General features: G+C 68.5%; 25 protein-coding genes. 6 read left to right on the forward strand and 19 right to left on the reverse strand.

What is annotated here, in order from left to right:
- Positions 1 to 140: 140 nt before the first annotated feature.
- The 7 genes from ACZYSP_RS32770 to ACZYSP_RS32800 form a co-directional block, all read right to left on the reverse strand.
- A complete protein-coding gene (locus ACZYSP_RS32770; RefSeq protein WP_093055446.1) occupies positions 141 to 521 on the reverse strand; it encodes a DUF3597 domain-containing protein in 381 nt (126 codons plus the stop codon).
- 137 nt (positions 522 to 658) lie between these two features.
- Entirely contained in the window at positions 659 to 1,729 is a 1,071-nt protein-coding gene (locus tag ACZYSP_RS32775; protein WP_093174266.1) for a zinc ribbon domain-containing protein, read from the reverse strand.
- Positions 1,730 to 1,754: 25 nt separating this feature from the next.
- A complete protein-coding gene (locus ACZYSP_RS32780; protein WP_489018750.1) occupies positions 1,755 to 2,573 on the reverse strand; it encodes a DUF2145 domain-containing protein in 819 nt (272 codons plus the stop codon).
- Positions 2,570 to 3,028, reverse strand: a complete 459-nt coding sequence (locus ACZYSP_RS32785; RefSeq protein ID WP_489018752.1) for a hypothetical protein — start codon at positions 3,026 to 3,028, stop codon at positions 2,570 to 2,572. Before ACZYSP_RS32785 ends, ACZYSP_RS32780 begins: the two co-directional genes overlap by 4 nt.
- 27 nt (positions 3,029 to 3,055) lie before the next feature.
- The gene (locus ACZYSP_RS32790) at positions 3,056 to 3,562 is read right to left on the reverse strand and encodes a YiaA/YiaB family inner membrane protein (RefSeq protein WP_093055440.1); all 507 of its coding nucleotides are present in this window, start codon (positions 3,560 to 3,562) and stop codon (positions 3,056 to 3,058) included.
- Positions 3,563 to 3,688: 126 nt separating this feature from the next.
- Positions 3,689 to 5,644 carry an MFS transporter gene (locus ACZYSP_RS32795; protein WP_093055438.1) on the reverse strand — a complete coding sequence of 652 codons (1,956 nt, stop codon included), beginning with the start codon at positions 5,642 to 5,644 and terminating at the stop codon, positions 3,689 to 3,691.
- A gap of 14 nt (positions 5,645 to 5,658) precedes the next feature.
- The gene (locus tag ACZYSP_RS32800) at positions 5,659 to 6,513 is read right to left on the reverse strand and encodes a hypothetical protein (protein ID WP_093055436.1); all 855 of its coding nucleotides are present in this window, start codon (positions 6,511 to 6,513) and stop codon (positions 5,659 to 5,661) included.
- Positions 6,514 to 6,659: 146 nt separating this feature from the next.
- On the opposite strand from ACZYSP_RS32800, the gene ACZYSP_RS32805 reads away from it, so the two are divergent.
- A complete protein-coding gene (locus ACZYSP_RS32805) occupies positions 6,660 to 7,394 on the forward strand; it encodes a helix-turn-helix domain-containing protein (RefSeq protein WP_093055434.1) in 735 nt (244 codons plus the stop codon).
- Positions 7,395 to 7,406: 12 nt separating this feature from the next.
- On the opposite strand, the gene pyrF is transcribed toward ACZYSP_RS32805, so the two are convergent.
- From pyrF to ACZYSP_RS32830, 5 genes are read right to left on the reverse strand one after another with little or no spacing between them, the layout of a single operon-like run.
- Entirely contained in the window at positions 7,407 to 8,231 is an 825-nt protein-coding gene (gene pyrF / locus ACZYSP_RS32810; RefSeq protein WP_093076177.1) for an orotidine-5'-phosphate decarboxylase, read from the reverse strand.
- Positions 8,232 to 8,264: 33 nt separating this feature from the next.
- Positions 8,265 to 9,050, reverse strand: coding sequence for a uracil-DNA glycosylase family protein (locus tag ACZYSP_RS32815; protein WP_489018755.1), 786 nt, complete (start codon positions 9,048 to 9,050; stop codon positions 8,265 to 8,267).
- Positions 9,047 to 9,589, reverse strand: a complete 543-nt coding sequence (gene rimI / locus ACZYSP_RS32820) for a ribosomal protein S18-alanine N-acetyltransferase (protein WP_307614654.1) — start codon at positions 9,587 to 9,589, stop codon at positions 9,047 to 9,049. Before rimI ends, ACZYSP_RS32815 begins: the two co-directional genes overlap by 4 nt.
- A gap of 5 nt (positions 9,590 to 9,594) precedes the next feature.
- On the reverse strand, positions 9,595 to 10,305 hold the full coding sequence (tsaB, locus tag ACZYSP_RS32825) for a tRNA (adenosine(37)-N6)-threonylcarbamoyltransferase complex dimerization subunit type 1 TsaB (protein WP_489018757.1): 711 nt from the start codon (positions 10,303 to 10,305) through the stop codon (positions 9,595 to 9,597).
- Positions 10,306 to 10,339: 34 nt separating this feature from the next.
- The gene (locus ACZYSP_RS32830; protein ID WP_093076180.1) at positions 10,340 to 11,107 is read right to left on the reverse strand and encodes a DeoR/GlpR family DNA-binding transcription regulator; all 768 of its coding nucleotides are present in this window, start codon (positions 11,105 to 11,107) and stop codon (positions 10,340 to 10,342) included.
- 79 nt (positions 11,108 to 11,186) lie between these two features.
- Between ACZYSP_RS32830 and ACZYSP_RS32835 the strand changes: the two genes are divergently transcribed.
- From ACZYSP_RS32835 to ACZYSP_RS32845, 3 genes are all read left to right on the forward strand, one after another.
- A complete protein-coding gene (locus ACZYSP_RS32835; RefSeq protein WP_489018759.1) occupies positions 11,187 to 11,774 on the forward strand; it encodes a GDP-mannose pyrophosphatase in 588 nt (195 codons plus the stop codon).
- A gap of 7 nt (positions 11,775 to 11,781) precedes the next feature.
- Positions 11,782 to 13,203, forward strand: a complete 1,422-nt coding sequence (dacB, locus tag ACZYSP_RS32840; protein ID WP_307614657.1) for a D-alanyl-D-alanine carboxypeptidase/D-alanyl-D-alanine endopeptidase — start codon at positions 11,782 to 11,784, stop codon at positions 13,201 to 13,203.
- Between the two features lie 176 nt (positions 13,204 to 13,379).
- The gene (locus ACZYSP_RS32845; RefSeq protein ID WP_093076183.1) at positions 13,380 to 14,945 is read left to right on the forward strand and encodes an alpha/beta hydrolase family protein; all 1,566 of its coding nucleotides are present in this window, start codon (positions 13,380 to 13,382) and stop codon (positions 14,943 to 14,945) included.
- On the opposite strand, the gene ACZYSP_RS32850 is transcribed toward ACZYSP_RS32845, so the two are convergent.
- The 3 genes from ACZYSP_RS32850 to purE are packed head-to-tail and all read right to left on the reverse strand — an operon-like array spanning position 14,946 to position 17,700.
- Entirely contained in the window at positions 14,946 to 15,947 is a 1,002-nt protein-coding gene (locus ACZYSP_RS32850) for an L-threonylcarbamoyladenylate synthase (RefSeq protein WP_093076184.1), read from the reverse strand.
- On the reverse strand, positions 15,944 to 17,143 hold the full coding sequence (locus tag ACZYSP_RS32855) for a 5-(carboxyamino)imidazole ribonucleotide synthase (protein WP_093076186.1): 1,200 nt from the start codon (positions 17,141 to 17,143) through the stop codon (positions 15,944 to 15,946). The genes ACZYSP_RS32850 and ACZYSP_RS32855 overlap by 4 nt, the downstream gene beginning before the upstream one ends.
- The gene (purE, locus tag ACZYSP_RS32860) at positions 17,140 to 17,700 is read right to left on the reverse strand and encodes a 5-(carboxyamino)imidazole ribonucleotide mutase (protein WP_093174286.1); all 561 of its coding nucleotides are present in this window, start codon (positions 17,698 to 17,700) and stop codon (positions 17,140 to 17,142) included. Before purE ends, ACZYSP_RS32855 begins: the two co-directional genes overlap by 4 nt.
- Before the next feature lie 36 nt (positions 17,701 to 17,736).
- On the opposite strand from purE, the gene ACZYSP_RS32865 reads away from it, so the two are divergent.
- Together ACZYSP_RS32865 and ACZYSP_RS32870 are read left to right on the forward strand one after the other, a co-directional pair.
- Positions 17,737 to 18,657, forward strand: coding sequence for a tetratricopeptide repeat protein (locus tag ACZYSP_RS32865; protein ID WP_093076187.1), 921 nt, complete (start codon positions 17,737 to 17,739; stop codon positions 18,655 to 18,657).
- A 108-nt stretch (positions 18,658 to 18,765) separates the two neighbouring features.
- Entirely contained in the window at positions 18,766 to 19,209 is a 444-nt protein-coding gene (locus ACZYSP_RS32870; protein WP_093076189.1) for an META domain-containing protein, read from the forward strand.
- Positions 19,210 to 19,213: 4 nt separating this feature from the next.
- Here ACZYSP_RS32870 and ACZYSP_RS32875 read toward each other — a convergent pair whose 3' ends face one another.
- The 4 genes from ACZYSP_RS32875 to ACZYSP_RS32890 all read right to left on the reverse strand — a co-directional run bounded on the left by ACZYSP_RS32875 (position 19,214) and on the right by ACZYSP_RS32890 (position 22,797).
- Positions 19,214 to 20,119, reverse strand: coding sequence for a phosphoribosylaminoimidazolesuccinocarboxamide synthase (locus ACZYSP_RS32875; protein ID WP_093055406.1), 906 nt, complete (start codon positions 20,117 to 20,119; stop codon positions 19,214 to 19,216).
- A gap of 98 nt (positions 20,120 to 20,217) precedes the next feature.
- Positions 20,218 to 21,282: a class II fructose-bisphosphate aldolase gene (gene fba, locus ACZYSP_RS32880; protein WP_013544161.1), complete on the reverse strand. Its 1,065-nt coding sequence runs from the start codon at positions 21,280 to 21,282 to the stop codon at positions 20,218 to 20,220.
- A gap of 64 nt (positions 21,283 to 21,346) precedes the next feature.
- Entirely contained in the window at positions 21,347 to 22,276 is a 930-nt protein-coding gene (locus tag ACZYSP_RS32885) for an alpha/beta hydrolase (RefSeq protein WP_489018764.1), read from the reverse strand.
- Positions 22,277 to 22,311: 35 nt separating this feature from the next.
- The gene (locus ACZYSP_RS32890; protein ID WP_093055402.1) at positions 22,312 to 22,797 is read right to left on the reverse strand and encodes an Lrp/AsnC family transcriptional regulator; all 486 of its coding nucleotides are present in this window, start codon (positions 22,795 to 22,797) and stop codon (positions 22,312 to 22,314) included.
- Positions 22,798 to 22,824 lie beyond the last annotated feature (27 nt).

Below are 22,824 nucleotides of genomic sequence, written 5' to 3' on the forward strand. Positions count from 1 at the left end.
ACCAGGAGCGACCGCATCAATCCCTAAAATTGAAAACGCCCGATGAGGTCCATCGGGCGTCTCTGGCCGGCTTGAACAGGCCGGCTCTGTGTCCCTCATAGGTGTCAACCTATGGCAGGACGGGTCACACTGCGAGCGGATCAGTCGCGCAGTTCGGCAGGGACCTTGCCGCCGTTCGCGGCCAGCTTGGTCATCACCTGGCGATGCAGCCAGATGTTCATCTTGGCGCTGTCGCTGGTGTCCGAGCCGTAGCTCAGTTCGGCGGCCAGCTGCTTGCGTGCGTCGAGGCTGCTGTCCAGGCCCAGGAGCTTCATCAGGTCGACGATGGAGGTGCGCCAGTTCAGGCTGCTCGCGCCGGGCATGCCGTCGAGCAGGGCCTCGACGTCCACCACGGTGATGGCGGGCGGCGGCGCCGCTGCGGCGGGGGCGCCTGCGGGTGCGTCGGGGGCCGGCGCAGCAGGTGCGGGCGCGGCGTTTGCGGACGGGAAAATCTTGGAAAGGATGCTGCCGAAAATGCTCATGCTGGTGCTCCGTCGAAGGGGTTGGCTGGAAGTCTGCGGCAACGTTTGTGTCGCAGTCGGCGGTTGTAGCACGACCGTGCGGCATACCAGCTACACGGTGTGTCGATCGGGCCGCCTCCTGTGACCGAATTCGCAGACTACGCGGCAGGTGACGCAATGGGCGGCAGAACGCGCGGCGCGGCCGAGGTGCCGCAGGCATGGCAGAACTTCGAGAACGCGCTCTTGCGCGTCTCGCAATTGCCGCAGTGGTCGAACAGGCCGATGCCGCAGTGCGGGCAGAAGTCGATCTCGTTGTTCTTCAGGTCCACCGGCCGCTCGCAGCCGGGGCACACGCTCTTGCCCAGGCGCGCAAGTGCGGTGTCGTAGCTGAGCTCTTCGCGCCGCACCTGGTCGGGCTGCTGCTCGGCCAGCTTCTGCCGCGCCAGGTAGCGGTTGAGCGCGACGATGGCATAGCGCCCCACCAGCACCGTGAGCACGATGCCCACCACGTAGCGCACATAGCCGCCATAGCTCGGCAGGTAGGGCACCAGCTCGACGAAGAAGGCGAACAGCGCGAAGAAGATGAAGCCCCACACGAACGGCCAGTAGGTGCTCTTGCGCTTCTTCACGAACAGCCAGCCGGCCACCAGCAGCAACGGCAGCGTGAGCGCCAACCGGTAGGCGAACACGCGCAGCTCGATGCGGCGGTATTCGGCGTCGAGCTTGATCTGCGCGTCGCGCTCCAGGTCGGAAAGCGCCGTGCGGGCGCGCTGCTCGGCCTGGCGCGCATCGAGCGTGATCTGCTGCTGCGCGTTGACCTTGCGCTGCAGCTCGTCTTCCTTCTGCTTGAAGGCGTCGAGCGTCTTGGTGCGCGCAATGAGCTCGGTGTCCTGGTCGGGCTGCGCGGTGGCGCGACGCGTGGCGATCCAGTTGCCGAAGGTTTCGCGTGCATTGGCGCTGGCCTGCTGCGCGGCGCTGAGCTGCAGGCGGATCTGGTCCAGGTCGCGCGCGGCCTGCAGCTCCGCGGTTTCCGAGGCCTTGATGGTGGCGCGCAGCGGCTCGGCCCTGGGCTTGTCGATGAAGTCGTCGAGCTGGCGCACGCGCTCGACTTGCGGCAGGTCGCTCACGACGGTGCTGCCGAGCCCGATGAGGAAGCTCGCGAACACCAGCGCCACCAGCCAGAGGCCGCGGCGGAACCATTTTTCGGAAAGGCGCAGGGATTTGCTCATGTTGTTTTCTCCTTCTTGTCTTTCTTCATTGAAGCCTGAGTGTCACCGGCGCCGCACCCAGCCCCGCACGCGGCAGCCACGCGAACACCGAATCGACCGTCACCGTCTCGATGCGGTCCGAGAACCGCTTGTCGTTCGGATGATCGTCGAAGGCCACGTTGGCCGAGCCTACGCGCCCGCCCAGCCGGGTGAGCGGCCCGAGCTTCAGCGTGGTCGGCTCGTAGCCCTTGAACTGCATCCAGGCCTGCGCCTGCGCGCGGCTGTTGATGGTGGCGGGCTCCATGGCGGCGGCCAGCGTCTCCACTGCCCACTGGTTCGACTGCTGGTACTTCTGGCCCCAGACGTAGCTCACGATGCTGTACGGCGCGGTGTGCAGCCGCACGATGCGCGCGGGCGATTCGTTCAGCGCGGCCAGCAGATGCGTCTGCACGTCGGGCGTGGGCACGACCCAGGCCGCCTCGTAGCGCCACGGGTCGTCGAGGAAGAACTCGCCCAGCCCCTGGCGGTAGACGGCGGCCACCGCGGTGCCGCACTGGTTGAGCTTGTGCACCACGCGCCACGGGCCGGCCTCGGTCTTGTAGGCGAAGCCCAGGTGCGAATAGCGCAGGCCGTACTTGCTCAGGTCCTGCCCGGCGCGCGCGAGGATCACGACGCGCGCGCCGCTGGCGTCGAGCGCCTGCGAGGTGCGCTCGGCCATCTGCATGCCCTTGACGATCACGTCGGGCGTCGGCTTGACCTGCTCGCACGAGCGGCCGGCCTGCGCCTGCATCGGCAGCAAGGCCATCGCGGCAAAGACGACGATGGTGGCGAGCCCGCAGAACACCGGCAGCGCGCCGCGCTTCATGACAGCCTCTCGTTGTAGAGCAGCGCGCGGCCGATGGCGTTGGGCACGAAGGCCAGCACCTCGCCGGCGGCCGACAGCACGACGCCCGTGCCGATCACGCTGACGACGACGCTGGTGCCCACCGCATTCGACAGGCCGTTGGCCGCGCGCCCTGCCACCTTGATGCTGGCACGCGCGCCGTCCGAGGCGCGTTCGAGTACATACACCGTGCCGTCGGCCGAGGCTTCGACCGCGACCACGGTGAGCGTAGAGCCGGCAACCGACAGCGCGGCAGGCAGCGCAACCGCCGTGGTGGCAGAAGCTCCAACGGCCGAGGCGGTAACCACCACCGATGCCACAGGCATCAAAGAGAGAGCAACCGAGGCTTCGCTCTGCGCCTGGGCATGCAGGGGAACCGTGACGCCGACGAAGGCGGTGCAGGCGGCGACGAGGACAGCGGCAATCGACTTTTTCATGATGGGCTTTCGTTGATCGGACACGGGTTATTCGGCAGAGGAAGCAGCGGCTTCGGCGCGGGCCTGGCGACGGCCCTGCATGCGGGCTTCGGCCATATCGGCCTCATGGCGGTCGCGCAGCGTCTTGGCCAGCGTGAAGGCCGAGCTGATGAGGAACAGCCAGCTCACGCCCAGGAAGGCCTTGTAGGCCTCGTTGATCTCCATGCGCACGAGGCCCCAGCCGGTCAGGCCCATCGCGGTGAAGAAGCTGCCCCAGACGACCAGCTTCCACATCGGCACGTCACGGCCCGCATCGGCACCGCGCTCGGCAGCCTGCTGGCTGTCGCGCACGAACTTGGCCAGCATGAAGGCGGTGCTCAGGCAGAACACGTAGCCCATCACCATGAACGCCCGGTCCAGCGCCTCCCCTGGCAGCCAGCTCAGCCCGGTGGCGCACAGGAACACGGCGATCGCGAACGAAGCCCAGGCCTGGAACTGCCAGGCCCGCGTGTCGCGCTGGATGAAAACGGTCGAGGTGGATGAGAGGGGTTGCATGTGTGCCTCGCGGCGTAGTGAAGGTGAGCGAATGATGGTTCGCCCCCGCACCGCGAGGCTTGAATGCTTGCACCAGTGGCGGCTTTCAGCGCCACCGGTATCTGCAGCCGATACTTTTGAGGTGTTTCAGGCGCCCAGCAGAGCGCTCACGCGCTGGCGCAGCGACTCGGGCTGCACCTCGGCCGGCGGCACGGGGCCGCCGACGTTCAGGCCCACGCGGCTGAAGAAGCCGCGGCGGAAAGGCTTGGCCATGGCCACCTGTTCGCCGCCGCGCAGCTCGATGCGGCTGAAGTACGAGCCCCAGAGATTGATCAGCGCCATCGGGATCACTGGCGGCTCCAGGCCTTCGGCGCGTGCGCTCTCGACGATCTTCATCACGCCGCCCTTGAAGGGCTGCAGCGTGCCGTCGCGCGTGATCGCGCCCTCCGGGAAGATGGCGAGCAGGTCACCCTCGCGCAGCACGCCCAGCGCCTTGGCAAAGGCCGCTTCGTACGCTGCCGGGTCTTCCTTCTGCGGCGCGATGGGGATCGCCTTGGCCAGCTTGAACAGCCAGCCCAGCACCGGCACCTTGAAGATGCGGTGGTCCATGATGAAGCGGATCGGCCGCGGGCTCGCCGCCATCAGCAGCACCGCGTCGATGAAGCTCACGTGGTTGCACACCAGCACGGCCGCGCCCTCGGTGGGAATGTGCGACTCGCCCTTGATATCGAAGCGGTAGACGAAGCGCGACAGCACCCAGGCCACGAAGCGCAGCAGGTACTCGGGCACCAGCATGAAGATGTAGAACGCCACCACCGCGTTGGCGATGCCGGTGAACAAAAAGATCTGCGGAATGGTGAAGCCAGCGCCCAGCAGCGCGCCGGCGATGACCGAGCTACCGATCATGAACAGCGCATTGAGGATGTTGTTGGCCGCGATGATGCGCGCGCGGTGCGTGGGCTGGCTGCGCAGCTGGATCAGCGCATACATCGGCACGCTGTAGAGCCCCGCGAACAGCGACAGCAGCGCCAGGTCGGCCATCACGCGCCAGTGCGCGCCCTGGTGCACGAAGGCGCCGATGCCCATCTCGGGCACCTTGGGCAGGCCGCGCGAGGCAAAGTACAGGTCGATCGCGAACACGCTCATGCCGATGGCGCCCAGCGGCACCAGGCCGATTTCAACCTGCCGGCGGCTCAGCGTTTCGCACAGCAGCGAGCCGACGCCGATGCCCACCGAGAACACCACCAGCAGCAGCGAGGCCACCTGCTCGTCGCCGTGCAGCACTTCCTTGGCGAAGCTCGGAAACTGGCTCAGGAACACCGCGCCGAAGAACCACATCCATGAAATGCCCAGCAGCGAGCGGAACACCACCACGTTCTCGTTCGCGAGCTTGAGGTTGCGCCAGGTCTCGCTGATGGGGTTCCAGTTGATGACCAGCCCCGGATCGGTGGCCGGCGCCTTCGGAATGGCCTGCGCCACGCCCCGTCCGACCAGCGCCAGCAGCACGCAGCCCACGGCCACGCTCATGTGGCCGATCTGCGGTATCGCCACCAGCAGCCCGCCCGCCACCTGCCCGAGCAGGATGGCGACGAAGGTGCCCATCTCGACCATGCCGTTGCCGCCCGTGAGCTCGCGCGCGTCGAGCACCTGCGGCAGGTAGGCGAACTTGACCGGCCCGAACAGCGTGGAATGCAGCCCCATGAGGAACACGCAGCCCAGCAGCACCACGGCATTGGCCGTGACGAAGCCCCAGGCGGCGATCAGCATGATGACGATCTCGAGGTTCTTGACGAAGCGGATCATCTTCGTCTTGTCGAACTTGTCGGTGAGCTGGCCGGACGTGGCCGAGAACAGCAAGAACGGCAGGATGAACAGCGCACCGATCACCAGCCCTGCCATGGCCGGCGGCATCCAGCTCAGCTGGAGCTGGTAGGTCACCATGACGGTGAAGGCGAACTTGAAGAGGTTGTCGTTCGCCGCGCCGGCGAACTGGGTCCAGAAGAAAGGCGCGAAGCGCCGCTGCTTGAGGAGGGCGAACTGGTTGGCGTGGGCGTTCGCTTCATGGGCCACGGGTGTGGCTGCGGCAGCGGCGGGATTTGTCATTCGAAGAGTGCTCCTCAGGCGGCCACGGCGGCGGCGCCCGGATTGTGCCGTAGTGCGGCTTCCCAGCGCATTTCGAGCTTGTGGAGCGCAAGCACCACGGGCAGCCCGGCGAGCGAGGCCGTCAGGTGCTTCAGCGTATGGCCCGAAACCGTGTGCCGCGTGAATTCGTAGATCTGGTGGTCGGCCAGCTCGAAAGCCTTGGCCAGCACGTAGAAGAAGATGACCCAGCCCAGCTTCAACCCGACCGACTTGCGCATCGGCGTGGCCAGCGCCAGCGTCACCACCAGCGCCATGCCGCCGAACTGCACCAGCGCCCAGGGCATGACGTTGCCGGTTTCCTGGAACACCTCGGCCGAGAGCAGGCCGGCCGTCAGCACGAACCAGGCGGCGGGCCAGCCGGCGCGCTGGCTCACCCGCTCGCAGACCGCCACCCCGATCAGCCCTGCGAAGGCCACCGCCATGCCGGCGCGGTCCGCCGCGAGCCGGGGGGCGTCGGGCACGAGGTGGAAGAAGGCCGAGCCCGCGGCGGTGGCGATCAGGCCGGCGAAGAAGAGCCAGGCGCAGTCCAGCGTGTTGTCGGGCGGGTCGCTGGCGGGCGGGGCCAGCGGGAACTGCGACAGCGCCTCCTGGTGCGAACGGTCGATGCGGTTGAGCCGGTACAGGCCCCACAGGCCGATCACCACGAAGGGGATGTTGCTCAGCACGTCCATGGCGTTGGGCAGGCCGTGCCAGGCGCGGTCGTCGGCAAACACCGAGGCGATGGCGACTTCGGCGGCCGGCAGCTCGGGCCCGAAGAAGGCGATCAGCGCGAGCAGCACGAAGGTGAAAAGCAACCCGCGTTCGCGGCGGCTGAGAGAGGGCAAGAGCATGGCGGTCCTCGGTGGGTGGTCTGTACGAGCCGCGGAATTTAGTGGCGGGCCGCTCCACAGGCATCGAGAATCGATACGTGGCACTAATTCACACCTGACGGTATCTTCAATCGATACTTGCCGGCGCCCGTGTACGCTTCCGCCCCATGAGCACCACCGTCGATCTCGTCCAAGCCCTCAAGAACGAACTCAAGAGCGCCCGCATGACCTACGCCGACCTGGCGCGGTCGCTCGACATGGCCGAATCCAGCGTCAAGCGGATGCTGGCCAAGAGCGACATGCCGCTGTCGCGGGTGGACGCCATCTGCCGGGCGCTGAAGATCGATTTCGCCGAGCTGGCGCGCCGCGTGGCCGACGCCCAGCCGCTGCTGAAGGAGCTGACGCACGAGCAGGAAAAGGCCGTGGTCAAGGACAAGAAGCTGCTGCTGGTGGCCATCAGCGTGCTGAGCCAGTGGACGCTGGAGCAGATCGTGGCGGCCTACCGCGTGAGCGAGGCCGAATGCATCGGCTGCCTGGCGCAGCTGGACCGCATCGGCATCATCGAACTGCGCCCGCTCAACCGGTATCGCCTGAAGCTCGCCAAGACCTTCCGCTGGCGGCCGCACGGCCCGGTGATGGAGTTCTTTCGCGAGAACGTGGTGCTCGACTACTACCGCGGCGGCTTCGACGGCCCGGCCGAGGGCCTGCTGCTGGTGCACGGCTCGATCAGCCGCTCGCTGGCGCCGGCCTTCCTGGAGCGCCTGCAGCGCGTGGCGCAGGACTTCGCGCAGCAGCACCAGACGGACCAGAAGCTGTCGGCCAAGGACCGCGAGGGCTACACGCTGCTGCTGGGCATGCGCAACTGGGAATTCGAGCTCTTCACCCGCCTGCGCCGGGGCTGAACCCGGGGCCGATCAGGGCTTGGCGGCTTCCAGGGTGTCGCGCATGGTGCGCGCGGCGATTTTTGCCGCTTCGGCAAAGTCGTCGCCCGACGACGCATAAATGATCGCGCGCGACGAGTTCACGACGATCGGCGCATCGGCACGCCAGCCGGCGCGTACCGTGGCTACAGCATCGCCGCCCTGGGCGCCGACGCCCGGAATCAGCAGCGGCACCGTCGGCGCGAGCTCGCGCACGCGCTCGATTTCGGCGGGGTAGGTCGCACCCACCACCAGGCCGAGCTGGCCGTTCAGGTTCCACGGCCCCTGCGCCAGCCTGGCGACGTGTTCGTACAAAAAGGGCTGCCCCGCTACATCCGCCAGCCGCTGCCCCTGCAGGTCGGACCCGCCGGGATTGCTGGTGCGGCACAGCAGGAAGGCGCCCTTGCCCTCGTGCTTGAGGTACGGCGCGACCGAATCGAAGCCCATGAAGGGCGACAGCGTCACCGCGTCGGCACCGTAGCGCTCGAAGGCTTCCAGGGCGTATTGCTCGGCGGTGGAGCCGATGTCGCCGCGCTTGGCGTCGAGGATCGTGGGCACGTGGGGCGCGTTGCGGCGCATGTGCTCCATCAGCTGTTCGAGCTGGGCTTCGGCGCGATGGGCCGCGAAGTAGGCGATCTGCGGCTTGAAGGCGATGACCAGGTCGGCCGTCGCGTCGACGATGCGCGCGCAGAAGTCATAGATGCGGCTGGCGTCGCCCTTGAATTGCCCCGGGAATCTGGCTGGCTCCGGATCGAGCCCCACGCAGAGCAAGGAACCGTTTTTTTGCTGTGCGGCGGCCAGCTTGTCGAGGAAAGTCATGGGGCCTGATTTTAGGCGGCCCGTTTCCGGCCCTCAGTTGGGCGCGGGCGTGTGCTGTTCGGCGGCCAGGCAGAGGTCGGCCCAGGCGCGCGCCTTGTCGGCGGGGTTGCGCAGCAAATACGCGGGGTGGTAGGTCGCCACCACCGCCGCGCCACTGACGGAATCCAGCGGCACGACGCGGCCGCGCAGCTTGCCCAGCGGGTCGCCGCTGCGCATCAGGCTCTGCGCCGCCAGCGGGCCCATCGCCAGTACGACGCGGGGTGCGAGCGCTGCGGCGTGCTCGTCGAAGGCCTCATCGATTGCGCGCGGGCTGCCGGGCTGGCCGGCGGCCACGCCGCGGTGGGTGCGCATGAGGTGCACTGGCGTATGGCCGTCGTGCAGCTTCAGGGCGCGCAGCATGTTGTCGAGCAGGCGGCCGGCGTCGCCCTCGAAGGGCTCGCCGTGGCGGCCGTCGGCTTCGGGCGGCATGTCGGCCACGACCAGCCAGCCGCCCTGCGTGGATTCCGCTGCGCCGGCGTCGGCGTAGAGGCGGCAGGGCGCCTCGACCAGTACGGCAGCGCCCTGGGACAGCGGCGCAGCCGCCGGGCGGGCAGCCGGTGCTGGTGCCGCAGCAGGCCGGGCGGCTGGTGCTGGCGCGGCAACGGGTGCTTCGACCTGCACGCGTTCCTCGGCCACGGCCACCTCTTCTTCGGCAACAGCAGCCGTCTCAGGCACCGCCACTTCGACAGCCTCGGGCACAGGCCACCAGACCTTCACGCCCATCTCGTCGAGCATCGCGCGCTGGCGAGCGTCGAGCTTCAATGTCTGTACCGCACTCATCGCAAGGCTCCCCAGGCGGAGCCTGATTCGTTCAAACGCAGGCTCATGACGACGGCGTCCTCGCGCTTGCCGTCGTGCGCCGGGTAGTAGCCCTTGCGCACGCCGACGCTGCGAAAGCCCTGGCGCATGTAGATGTCGAGCGCGCGCTGGTTGCTCTGGCGCACTTCGAGCCACAGCCACTGCGCGCCCTCGCCGCGAGACCAGCCGCCCAGCGCCTCGAGCATGAGCGGCGCCCAGCCCTGGCGCTGGAAGGCCGGCGCGACGGTGATGTTCAGCAGGTGCACCTCGTCGACGCCCTTCATGGCGACGAAGTAGCCGATCAGCGTTTCGCCCAGATCGGTGACCGGCGAGCTCACACCCGGTGCCACGCCGGGCGCCAGCAGGCACTGGCAGTGGTAGCCCACGGCCATGGAATCGGTGAAGTTGGCGCGCGTCCAGGGATGGCTGTAGGCCGTCTGCTCGACCGCGCAGACGGCATCGATCCGCTCGACGGTGAGCGGTTCGAGGCGGGCTTCGACGGGCTGGAGGACGGCGCTCATGCGGGTCAGTTGGCGGCGGCTGCGGCCGCCTTGATGGCGGCGCGCTCTTCGGTGGTTTGCGCCACTTTATCCCGAACATAGAGCGGCCAGGCCTGCGCGGCCGGCACTGTGCGCCCGGCCGCGAGCAGCGCGGGGGCCAGCCGCAGCATGGCGGTGGCGGTCGGCAGCGCCTCGTGGCGGGTGGCGGGCGGGGCCAGGCGAAGGCCGTAGGCGGCGAAGGCATTGCCGGCGAGCGCCCAGCCGGCGGGCACTTCGAGGTCTTCGGGCGACAGCAGCAGAGGCTCGTCGTCGCCACCAAGCGGGCCGTTGGCCGCGAAGTCGTAGCGCGCGGCGTAGATCTGGTCCATGCGGGCGTCCAGCACGGCCACCACCTGTTGGGCACCGAAGGCATGGCGCGCTTCCTCGGCCACGGCGAGCAGCGTGTCGACCGGCAGCAGCGGCACCTTGGCGCCGAAAGCCAGTCCCTGTGCCACCGAGCAGGCGGTGCGCAGCCCGGTGAACGAACCGGGACCGCGGCCGAAGACGATGGCGTCGAGCTCAGCCAGCGCCAGCCCGGCGTCGCCCAGCAGTTGCTGGATCAACGGGAGCAGGGTGGTCGAGGCTTGCGCGCCGCCCACACCGTTGTGCGCGAGCAACCTGTCGCCGTGAAGCACGGCCACGGACAGGTGCTCGGTGCTGGTGTCGAAGGCGAGCAGCTTGGGCAGGGCGAGGGGCATCCGCCGATTATCGAGGGGCGGCCAATCCCCAGGGTCACGCGCCGTTATCGCTGCGCAAAATGGCCAGCCCCGCCTTGCGCAGCGGCGCCAGCGCCTTGGCAGGAGCGTCCGGCGATACCAGCAGGCTGGTGGCCGAGGTCACGGGGTTCACCACCCAGGCCGACGCTGCGCCGAGCTTTTCCGACGAGGCCAGCACGACCGTCTCGGCCGCCGACGCCATCAGCGCGCGCTTGATCTCGGCCTCTTCCAGGTCGCCCGTGGTCAGCCCCGCCTCGGCGTGCACACCGGTGACGCCCATGAAATACGTGTCGGCATGGATGCGCGCAATGGCCGCCATCGCCGCCGAGCCGACCGCCACAACCGAGTGCTTGAAGAGGCGCCCGCCGATCAGCACCACCTCGATGCCGGCATGCGCCACCAGCTCGATGGCCACCGACGGACTGTGCGTGACCACGGTGGCCTGCAGATTCGCCGGCAGGTGGCGCGCAAGCTGCACGGCCGTGGTGCCGCCATCGATGAATACCACCTGTCCCGGCTTCACGAGGCGCGCAGCGGCGCGGCCGATGGCCACCTTTTCGTCGGGGGCCAGTTGCTGGCGCCCCGCGAAGTCGGCCTCGGCCGCCGCGACCGGCAGCGCGCCACCGTGCACGCGCTGCAACAGGCCTTCGGCGGCCAGCTCGCGCAGGTCGCGGCGGATGGTGTCTTCCGACAGGCCGAGTTCTTCGCTGAGCGACTTCGCGACGACGTTTCCGTCACGTCGCAGGACCGAGAGGATGTGTTGCTTGCGCTGGCTGGTGAGCATCGGCCGATGGTATCGGTGCGCGCCGTTTATTGCACGTTTTTTCTTGTTTTTGCACGAATTTGCACATATGCTCGCCGCCATGACCATCCACGACCGCGTCCGGGTGCACGAAGTCACCCTGCTTTCCGACAACTGGTACACGCTGCGCACCACCTCCTTCGACTGGCGGCGCAACGACGGCCAATGGCAGCGCATGCACCGCGAAACCTACGACCGCGGCAACGGCGCCACCCTGCTGCCCTACAACCTCGCGCAGCGCACCGTGCTGCTGACGCGCCAGTTCCGCTACCCGGCCTTCGTCAACGGCCACGACGACCTGCTGATCGAGGCCGCGGCCGGCCTGCTCGACGACGCGGAGCCCGAGGAGCGCATCCGCGCCGAGGTCGAGGAAGAACTCGGCTACCGGCTCGGCACGGTGCAGAAGATCTTCGAGAGCTTCATGAGCCCGGGCTCCGTCACCGAGAAGCTGCATTTCTTCGTCGCGCCCTACGAGCCCTCGATGCGCATCGGCGCGGGCGGCGGGCTGGCCGAGGAGGGCGAGGACATCGAGGTGCTGGAGCTGGCCATCGACGAGGCGCTGGCCATGGTGGCCGACGGCCGCATCGCCGACGCCAAGACGGTGATGCTGCTGTATCACGCGAAGCTGCATGTGTTTGCGCCGGGATAATCGCCGCATGCCTCTTGCCTTCCGCCGCGCGGCCTGCGCACTGACTCTCTCCTTGCTGGCCCCGGCTGGCGCCTTCGCCCAGCAAGCACTCCCGACCCAGGTCGATGCCGCCCTCGCCCGCGCCAAGGTGCCGCGCGAGTCCGTGACCATGCTGGTGGCCGAGGCCGACGGCACGCGCCAGCCGCGCCTGGCCTGGCGCACGCAGGCGCCGGTGAACCCGGCGTCGATCATGAAGCTGGTCACCACCTACGCCGCGCTCGACCTGCTCGGCGCGGCCTACAGTTGGACCACGCCGGTCTACGTCGAAGGCACGGTGAACAACGGCGTGCTCAACGGCAATCTCTACATCAAGGGCCAGGGCGACCCCAAGCTGGTGCTGGAGCGCGTGTGGCTGCTGCTGCGCCACGTGCAGGGGCTGGGCATCACCACGGTGAGCGGCGACATCGTCATCGACCGCAGCGCCTTCGAGACCACGGTCGAGGGCGACCCGGGCGCCTTCGACGGCGAGCCGCTGCGCCCCTACAACGCCTCGCCCGACGCGCTGCTGGTGAACTTCAAGTCGGTCAACATGACTTTCGCGCCCGACCGCGCCGGCCAGATCGCGCGGGTGAGCTACGAGCCCCCGCTGGCGAGCGTGGCCATGCCGCCAACCGTGGCGATCGTGCCCGGCGAATGCGGCGACTGGCGCGCCGCGCTGCGCACCGACTTCAGCGACGTGAACCGCATTCGCTTCAACGGCGGCTTCCCGGCCGGCTGCGGCGAGAAGAGCTGGGCCGTGGCCTACGGCGATCCGCGCACATACGCCATGCGCGCCATCGGCGGCATGTGGGCCGAGATGGGCGGGCGCGTCGGCGGGCAGATGCGCGAGGGGCGCGTGCCGGCGGGGCTGAAGCCGGCCTTCGAGTTCGAATCGCCGCCGCTGGCCGAGGTGATCCGCGACATCAACAAGTACAGCAACAACGTGATGGCGCAGCAGCTGTTCCTCACGATCGGGCTCACGCAGAAGAACCGCGGCACCTTCGAGGCCTCGCGCGCCGCGTTGGGCCAGTGGTGGCGCGAGCGCATCGGCACGGGCGAGGCGCAGCCGGTGTTCGAGAACGGCTCTGGCCTGTCGCGCGACGAGCGCATCAGCGCGGCCGCGCTCGGCAAGATGCTGCAGGTGGCGTGGCGCTCGCCGGTGATGCCGGAGCTGATGTCCTCGCTGCCGGCCATGGGCGTGGACGGCACGCTGAAGAAGCGCACGCTGCGCTCCGGCGGCTCGGCCCACCTGAAGACGGGCACCCTGCGCGACGCATCCGGCGTGGCCGGCTACGTAGACGGCGCAAGCGGGCGCCGCTACGTGCTGGTGGCCATTGCCAACGGCGAGAACGCGGGCGCGGCGCGCGCGGCGTTCGACGCGCTGGTCGACTGGGCCTCGCAGGACAACTGAGGCCGACGGCTCGACAAGGCGCACGGCCAGCGGCCGTGTACTGAAATCTTCTGAGGGCAAACGCCCGCTTGCGCGCGGGCATGCCCCTGCACAGAATCGGACGGTCGTTCTTTTCCGTACAAAACCAACGCAGGAGACATGCCTTGACAAAGCCCCACCCCCATTCGTCCGTCCCGATGCGCAAGACAGCAGCCCTGACGGCGCTCGCAGGCGCAACCTTGTTGCTGCTCGCCGCCTGCGGAGGCGGTGGTGGCGGCGGGGGTATCGGCATCGGGGTGGGCGTTCCGCCGCCCGCCACCGACGACGGCCGGGGCTCGGTGGTCACCAACCCGCCCGAGCAGACGGCGAAGCTGACCGCCGACCAGTTCACCGCCAGCCTGCAGGCCAGCGACCAGGGCAAGGCGCTGCTGCAGGTGGCGGGCACGCCCAAGTGCGGCATCGACCTGCGCTACCTCGAATACCGCACCATCGGCGCGAAGAGCGAGGCCACCAACGCCACCGCCGCGATCATGGTGCCCACCGGCTCCGACGTGGCCTGCGGCGGCCAGCGTCCGGTGGTGCTCTATGCCCACGGCACCACCGCCGCCAAGGCCTACAACCTGGCCAAGTGGACCGACAGCACGCAGGCGGCTGCCGGCGAGGGCCTGATGGTTGCCGCCATGTTCGCGGCGCAGGGCTACATCGTGGTGGCGCCCAATTACGCGGGCTACGACAAGTCGACCCTGCCCTACCACCCGTATCTCAACGGCGACCAGCAGGGCAAGGACATGGTCGACGCGCTCACCGCCGCGCGCAAGACCTTCTCGGGCATCGGCGCGAACGACGCCGGCTCGCTGTTCATCACCGGCTACTCGCAGGGCGGCTACGTGGCAATGGCGGCGCACCGCGAGATGCAGGCCACGGGCAAGACGGTGACGGCGTCGGCGCCGCTGTCGGCACCCTCGGCCATCAGCCTGCTGACGGACTACACCTACCAGGGCTGGCCGGCGCTGGGCGCCACGCTGTTCGTGCCGCTGCTGTCGACCAGCTGGCAGCAGCAGTTCGGCAACGTCTACAGCTCCACCAGCGACGTGTATGAAGCGCAGTACGCCAACGGCATCGACACCCTGCTGCCGAGCACCTCGCCCGGCACGCTGTTCTCCAGCGGCAAGCTGCCGCAGCTGGCGCTGTTCCCGGCCAATGCCACGCCGGGGCCGGTGAGCCCCTCGCTGTCGATCTTCTACGGCGCCAACAACCTCATCAAGCAGAGCTTCCTGACGCAGGCCGCCGGCGACATCCAGGCCACGCCCTGCCCCGGCAACGCGCTGCCGGCCACGTCGGCGTCGCTGAGCACGGCCTCGCCGCTGGACTGCAAGCCGTCCACGGGCTTCCGCAAGGCGGCGCTCGCCAACGACCTGCGCAACTGGACGCCGACCCGCCCGATGCTGATGTGCGGCGGCGCCAACGATCCGACGGTGAACTTCGTGAGCACCCGCGCCACGTCAGGCTACTTCCGCGCCAAGGGCGTGCCGGCCACCGCGCTGGCGGTGGTCGATCTGGAAGATTCGGCCGCGATCGACGCCTACTCGACGGCCCGTGCCGGCTTCGCGCAGGCCAAGGCCCTGCTGGCGCAGAACACGTCGGGCAGCGCATCTGACAAGGCGCAGGCGGTCACGCTGGCGTACCACGGCACGCTGGCGCCGCCGTTCTGCCTGGCCTCCGCCCGTGGCTTCTTCCAGGGCGTGCTCGCCGCTGGGGGCTGATCAGGCCGCCGACGCGCGCTGCAAGCGATCCCGCACGCCTTCCCAATCGGGCGTGTCGGGCGGCATCTCGACCCAGATCAGCTTGACGCCCTGCGCATCGAACTCGCGCAGCACCGCGAACAGCTGCTGCGCACTGGCCGCCGCGTCGTCGGGCATGCGCCGCTGCAGCACGCGCTGCGAGCGGCTGCGCACCACGGTGCGCGACCACACGGCGATGTGCGCGGCATTCGCGCCCAGCACGTCGAGGCCGGTCTGGATCGCCTTGGCGTCCATCAGCCGCACCTTGGCGTCCGGGGCGTAGTGCGCCTCCAGCGTGCCCGAGGCGCGCGGGTCGGGTGTTTCGAGCACTTCGCGGTCGCTGAGCTTCTCGCCGCAGGCGGCCTCGATCTGCGCACGCGTGATCAGGCCGGGCCGCAGCAGCACGGGAGCGCCGCGGCTGCAGTCGACGATGGTCGACTCGATACCGACCTCGCAGGCTCCGCCGTCGACCACCAGCAGCGCGTCGCCGAACTCGTCGTGCACGTGCTGCGCCGTGGTCGGGCTGACGCGGCCGAAGCGGTTGGCGCTGGGCCCCGCAAGGCCGGGCACACCCTGCTGGGCGCAGGCTTCGAGCAGCGCCTGCGCCACAGGATGCGAGGGGCAGCGCAGGCCGATGGTGTCCTGCCCGCCGGCCGCCGCCGCGCCCACGCCGGGCTGGCGCGTGACGATCAGCGTGAGCGGCCCGGGCCAGAAGGCCTGCACGAGTTTCTGCGCGAAGAGCGGCAGCGGCTGCGCGAAGCGCGACAGCGACTCGGTGCCCTTGATGCCGGCCGCCACGTGGACGATCAGCGGGTGATCGGCGGGCCGCCCCTTGGCCTTGAAGATGCCGGCCACGGCCATGTCGCTGCTCGCGTCGGCCCCCAGGCCGTAGACAGTCTCGGTCGGAAAGGCGACCAGCCCGCCCGCGCGAAGCACGCGCGCGGCTTCGGCAATGGACTCGGGGGAGCGGCCGTCGAGGATCATGCGAGATCGGCGGTGGTCACCGCCGGCAGGCCCAGCAGCAGCGCGGCCTGCGAGGCGGTGGCACGCACGGCTTCGAGCGTGGCGCCGGTGAGCGTGAGGTGGCCCATCTTGCGGCCGCGCCGCGGGTCGATCTTTCCGTAGAGATGCAGATGCACGCCCGGCAGCGCGAGCACCTCGCTCCAGCGCGGCGAAACCGGCTTGTCGCCGCCCTCGGTGAACCACAGGTCGCCCAGCAGGTTGAGCATGATCGCGGGGCTGTGCTGGCGCGGCGCGGCCAGCGGCAGGCCGGCGAGCGTGCGCACCTGCAGCTCGAACTGCGACACGTCGCAGGCTTCCATCGTGTAGTGGCCGCTGTTGTGCGGGCGCGGCGCCATCTCGTTGACGACCAGCGAGCCGTCGGCCAGCGCGAAGAACTCAACGCACAGCACGCCCACATAGCCCAGGCCGTTGGCGATGCTCTTCGCCGAATTGACCGCGCCCTGCGCCACCGTCTTCGGCATGTTCTGCGGATGCACCTCGGTGACAGCCAGGATGCCGTCGCGGTGCAGGTTGCGCTGCGGCGGAAAGTGCACGATCTGCCCGTCGCGGCTGCGCGCGAGGATGACCGAGCATTCGAACTCCAGCGGCAGCATCTTCTCGAGCACGCAGGGCACGCAGCCCGTGGCCTGCCAGGCGTCGACCAGCTCGGCGCGCGTCTTCACGCGCTGCTGGCCCTTTCCGTCGTAGCCCAGCCGCGCGGTCTTCAGGATGCCGGGCAGCAGGCTGTCTTCAACGGCGGCGAGCTGCGCCGCGGTCTCGATGACCGCATAGGGCGCGCAGGGCACGCCGCAGCGGGTGAAGTGGGCCTTTTCGGCGATGCGGTCCTGCGCGATGGCGATGGCCGAGGCGCCGGGCGACACCGGCCGCGCGACCGCGAGGTGCTCCAGCGAGGGCGCTGGCACGTTCTCGAACTCGGTCGTCACCGCATCGGCCAGGCCGGCGAGGCGGGCCAGGCCGTCGACGTCGTCGTAGTCGGTGTGGATGTGGTGGTGGCTCACGCGGCCGGCGGGGCTGTCGGTGTCGGGATCGAGCACCGCCGTGAAGTAGCCCATGCGCTGGGCCGCATGGGCGAACATGCGCCCCAGCTGGCCGCCGCCGAGCACGCCGAGCGTGGCGCCCGGGAGGATGGGCAGGTCACCGTTCTTGCTGTTGCTCACAGGGCACCTCCGCCTTGCGGCGAGAAAGGGGACACGGGGGGTGCCTTGCCAGTGTCGCCGGCGGTAGCCGGTGGCAGCGTCATGGCTTCGGCGGCGGCGGTCTGCGCCGTGCGGAAGGCGTCGAGCTTCGCGCGCAGCGCCGGATCGTTCACCGCCAGCATCGCCACCGCGAACAGCGCCGCGTTGGCCGCGCCCGCGTTGCCGATGGCAAAAGTGGCCACCGGCACGCCCTTGGGCATCTGCACGATGCTGTAGAGCGAATCGACGCCCTGCAGGTGGCGGCTGGCCACCGGAACGCCCAGCACCGGCACCGTGGTCTTGGAGGCCAGCATGCCCGGCAGATGGGCCGCGCCGCCCGCGCCCGCGATGATCGCGGTGAGCCCGCGCCCGGCGGCGCTTTCGGCGTACGCGAAGAGCGCATCGGGCATCCGGTGGGCCGAGACCACCTTTGCTTCGTGACTGATTCCGAATTGCTGGAGAATCTCGACCGCGTTGCGCATCGTCTCCCAATCGGAGTTCGAGCCCATCACTACACCGACCTGAATGGTTTCGTTCATGGTTTCAATTTTACGTTTCACCCTCAGCTGGTTCCGATGATCGACATCACTCTCGAAAATTTCCAGGCCGAACTGATCGAAGGCTCAGTGGCCACGCCGGTGCTGCTGGACATCTGGGCCGAATGGTGCGGCCCCTGCAAACAGCTGGGCCCGGTGCTCGAAAAGCTCGAAGTCGAGTACGCCGGCCGCTTCACGCTGGCCAAGCTCGACGCCGACAAGGTGCCGCAGATTTCGTCGCAGCTGTCCGAAATGTTCGGCGTGCGCAGCATCCCGTTCTGCGTGATGTTCAAGGACGGCCAGCCGGTGGACGGCTTTGTCGGAGCCATCCCGGCCGAGAAAATCCGCGAATTCCTCGACAAGCACGTGCCGGGCGCCGACGAGGCCGAGGCCGCCTCTGAAGAAGCCGCCGCGCAGGAAGCGCTGGCCGAGGGCGACACCCAGGGCGCGCTCGAACGGCTGCAGCACGCAGTGGCCACCGACCCGGCCAACGACGACGCCCGCTTCGACTACATCAAGCTGCTGCTGCAGGAAGGCCGCGTCGACGACGCCAAGGTCGCCTTCGCCCCGGTGATCGCCAAGACCACGCTGGTACGCCGCTTCGATGCATTGCAGCGCTGGATGGATGCTATCGATTTCGCAGCACCGGTGGCAGGCGCTGCGCCTGCGATCGCCGAGTTCGAGGCAAAGATCGCCGCCAACAAGCGCGACTTCGACGCCCGCTTCGGCCGTGCCCGCCTGCTGATGGCCGCACAGCGCTGGACCGACGCGATGGACGAGCTGCTCGACATCCTGATGCGCGACAAGACCTGGAGCGAAGACCTGGCCCGCAAGACCTACATCGCCATCCTCGACCTGATCGAGCCGCCGAAGGTGAAGGTGGCCGACGGGCAGATCCCGCCGGACGATCCGGTGGTGGCCACTTATCGCCGCCGCCTCAGCAGCATCGTGCTGAGCTGATCCGGAAAGCGGATCCACAAAGCGACCCTCGGGGTCGCTTTTTCGTGGCCGCCTCGAATACGATCACGCCCGATTCAACTTGTTGCAGATTGAAAAGGAAGACTGGCCATGCGCTCCTTCGCCCGCCGTATCGTGTTTCCCCTTCTTGCCACGACGGCGCTGCTGACCGCCCTGACCGGTTGCGGCAGCGGCATCAGCCTCGACGAGCCGATCGAAGGGCCGGTCTGGCGCCTTGCTCAGTTGGGTGACGAGCCGGTCGGGCAGAGCGAAGCACAAGTTCAGTTCGACCGCAGCAGCGGCCGCGTCAGCGGCTCGGGCGGCTGCAACCGCATCTCCGGCACCTTCACGCGCAGCGGCATCACGCTGAGGATCGGCCAACTGGCCTCTACCCGCATGGCCTGCGCGGACCCGGTGCGTGGGGCCAATGAAGCGCAGTTCATTTCCGCGCTGCAGAGCACCGCGAGCTACCGGCTGGCGGGGCCGAGCCGGCTGGCGCTGCTGGACGGCGGCGGGCGGACGGTGGCGTTGTTGAATTCGGGAACGTCGCGCTGAAGGATCAGCCCGTCAAGCGCTCCAGCGCCTCGCGGTACTTGGCCGCCGTCTTCTCGATGACTTCAGCCGGCAGGCGCGGCGCCGGGGGCGTCTTGTCCCACGGCTTGCCGTTGATCTTGGTGGCTTCGAGCCAGTCGCGCACGAACTGCTTGTCATAGCTCGGCGGGTTGGCGCCGGTGGCCAGCGCGGCCTGGTAGCCCTCGACCGGCCAGTAGCGCGAGCTGTCTGGCGTGAGCACTTCGTCCATCAGCACGAGCGTGCCGGCCTCGTCCAGGCCGAACTCGAACTTGGTGTCGGCAATGATCATTCCCTTGGTCAGGGCGATCTGGGCGGCGGTTTCGTAGATGGCGATGCTGGTCTCGCGGATCTGCTGGGCCAGCTTGGGGCCGACGATCTCGACCACGCGGTCGTAGCTGATGTTCTCGTCGTGCTCGCCGGCCGCGGCCTTGGCGGCGGGCGTGAAGATCGGGCGCGGCAGCTTGCTGGCGTTGGTCAGGCCCTCGGGCAGCGGCACGCCGCAGACCGATCGGCTTTCCTGGTATTCCTTCCAGCCGCTGCCGGCCAGGTAGCCGCGCACCACGGCCTCGACCGGAATGGGCTTCAGGCGCTTGACCAGCATCGAGCGGCCCGTGACCTGCGGCACTTCGTCGGGCGTGACCGCGCTTTCGGGCGCGTCGCCGGTCAGGTGGTTGGGGCAGATCTGGCCCAGCCGCTCGAACCACCACAGCGCCATCTGCGTGAGGATCTCGCCCTTGCCGGGAATGGGCTCGCCCATGATCACGTCGAAGGCGCTGAGCCGGTCGCTCGCGACCATCAGGATGCGGTCTTCGCCGACGGCGTAGTTGTCGCGCACCTTGCCGCGCGCAAGCAGGGGCAGGCTCTGGATGGAGGAGGTGTGGACGGTGGTCATGGGAACAGATGCTGTGGGGAAACTGATGACGGGAAAGCGGATTGTGCGCGCAGAAAAAAGCCACCGCGAACGGTGGCCTTCGAATCGCAAGGAAGTTTTTAGACGACTTCCTGAGCCAGTTCGCCCTTGGCGTACTTGGCGGCGACCACTTGCAGCGTGTCGCCCTTGATCTTGGCGCCCTGGCCTTCGCAGCCGAACTCGATGTAGCGCTGCTTGCAGATCAGCTTTGCGGCCTCGCGCGCGGGCTTGAGCCACTCGCGGGCGTCGAACTTCTCGGGGTTCTCGGCCAGGAACTTGCGCACCGCGCCGGTCATGGCCAGGCGGATGTCGGTGTCGATGTTGATCTTGCGCACGCCGTGCTTGATGGCTTCCTGGATTTCCTTGACGGGCACGCCGTAGGTTTCCTTCATGTTGCCGCCGTACTGGCGAATGATGGCCAGCAGTTCCTGCGGCACGCTCGACGAGCCGTGCATCACCAGGTGGGTGTTGGGAATGCGGCGGTGGATTTCCTTGATGCGGTCGATCGCCAGGATGTCGCCGGTGGGCTCGCGCGTGAACTTGTAGGCGCCGTGGCTGGTGCCGATGGCGATGGCCAGCGCGTCGATCTGGGTGCGCTTGACGAAGTCGGCTGCCTGCTCGGGGTCGGTGAGCAGCTGTTCGCGCGTCATGGTGTCGTCGGTGCCGTGGCCGTCTTCCTTGTCGCCCTTCATGGTCTCGAGCGAACCGAGGCAGCCGAGCTCGCCTTCGACGGTAACGCCCAGGCGGTGGGCCATGTCGGACACCTTCTTGGTGACGTCGACGTTGTAGTCGTAGCTGGCGATGGTCTTGCCGTCGGCCTCGAGCGAGCCGTCCATCATGACCGAGCTGAAGCCCAGGTCGATGGCGCCCTTGCAGACGTCGGGGTTCTGGCCGTGATCCTGGTGCATGACCAGCGGGATGTTCGGGTACTGCTCGATGGCGGCCTGGATCAGGTGCTTGATGAAGGCTTCGCCGGCGTACTTGCGGGCGCCTGCGCTGGCTTGCAGGATGACGGGCGCGCCGGTTTCCTTGGCGGCCTCCATGACGGCCTGGACCTGTTCGAGGTTGTTGACGTTGAAGGCCGGAATGCCGTAGCCATTGGCTGCGGCATGGTCGAGCAGTTCGCGCATCGAGACGAGTGCCATGGAAATACCTCGCGGAAATTAGGGAAAGAAGAAGGCGGAAAGACGAGAGAAAACTGCCGCAATTCTACCGAGCCCCCTTGTGGGACAGGACTGACGCCAACCCGAGGAACTCCATCACCGGCGGCAGCACCGGCCCACCCAGCCACTGGATGGGCCTGGCGAAAGCGCCGATCAGCGTCACGTGGCTCAGGTTGTCGAACAGCCTGACCTGCACCGGCACGCCCGCCGCGCGCAGCGCCGTGGCCATCTGCCCGGTGTTGCGGTCGGGGTAGACCAGGTCGTCTTTCGATGCCGCCATGAGCAGCACGCGCGGCGAGGCTGGCGTGACATGCGCCAGCGGCTGCGAGTCGGGCGGCGTGTCCGGCCAGTTGAAGGCAACCTGCGCCTGCGGGTCGCCGATGGGCAGGAAGTCGTAGGGGCCGGCCAGGCCGATCCAGCCCGCGAGTTGCTTCGGGCTGGCGCCCACCTCGCCGAGCCAGCGCTCGTCGAGTGCCACCATCGCGGTGTTGTAGCCACCCGAGCTGTGCCCCATCACGAACACCTGCTTCGGATCGGCACCCAGCCGGGCCGCGTTGTCGAGCGCCCATTTGACGGCCAGCGCGCTGTCGCGCACGAATGCCGGGTAGGTGAAGGCCGGCGACAGCCCGTAGTCGGGCACCACAACCACCGCGCCGCGCGCGGCCAGCGCCTCGCCGACGAACCTGTAGCTGGCGCGGTCGCCGGTCGTCCAGGTGCCGCCATAGAAGAACACGACCAGCGGCCGCGCACCCTGGGCCGGCTGGGTGGCCGGCAACGGCTGGTACACGTCGAGCAACTGGCGGGGCGCCTGGCCGTAGGCGATGCCGCCCTGGAACCGGTAGGTGTCGGTTGGCACCAGGCCGTTGAGCACCTTGACCGGCGAGCAGGCCGGGAGCACCGCGGCGGCGATGACGCAGAGGGCGATGAAGAAAGCGCCGCGACGCCGGTGGAGTGACGCGAAGGTGGGAAGACTCATCGCAACAGTACGCACGCGGGCGGGCGCCGGTTTCGTCAGATCGGCAACTGCGTGGTCGACAGCACCTGCTTGAGCACAACGAAAGTCCGGACCTGCCGCACCCCCGGCAGGTACAGCAGCTGCTCGGCATGCAGGTGGTTGAAGCTGTCGTTGTCGCGCGTGCGCACGAGCATGAAGTAGTCGAACTCGCCCGTGACCACATGGCACTCGAGGCAGCCCGACACCTTCTGCGCGGCCTTCTCGAAATCGGCGAACGAGTCAGGCGTGGAGCGGTCAAGCACCACGCCGATCATCACGAGCATGCCGACGTCGAGCGCGTCGGCATCGAGCAGGGCGACGATGCCCTTGATGAACCCCTCCGCCTTGAGCCGCTCGACGCGGCGCAGGCAGGCGGCCGCACTGAGATTGACCTTGGCGGCCAGCGCCACGTTCGACAGCGAGGCGTCGCGCTGAAGGGCGCGGAGGATGGCGCGGTCGGTGCGATCGAGCTCCGGCGCGATACGCAATTTTGTTGTGCTCATGCCTTATTTTTCGTCTTGAAAGTTTTC

Source organism: Variovorax sp. F042 (genome assembly GCF_057814215.1).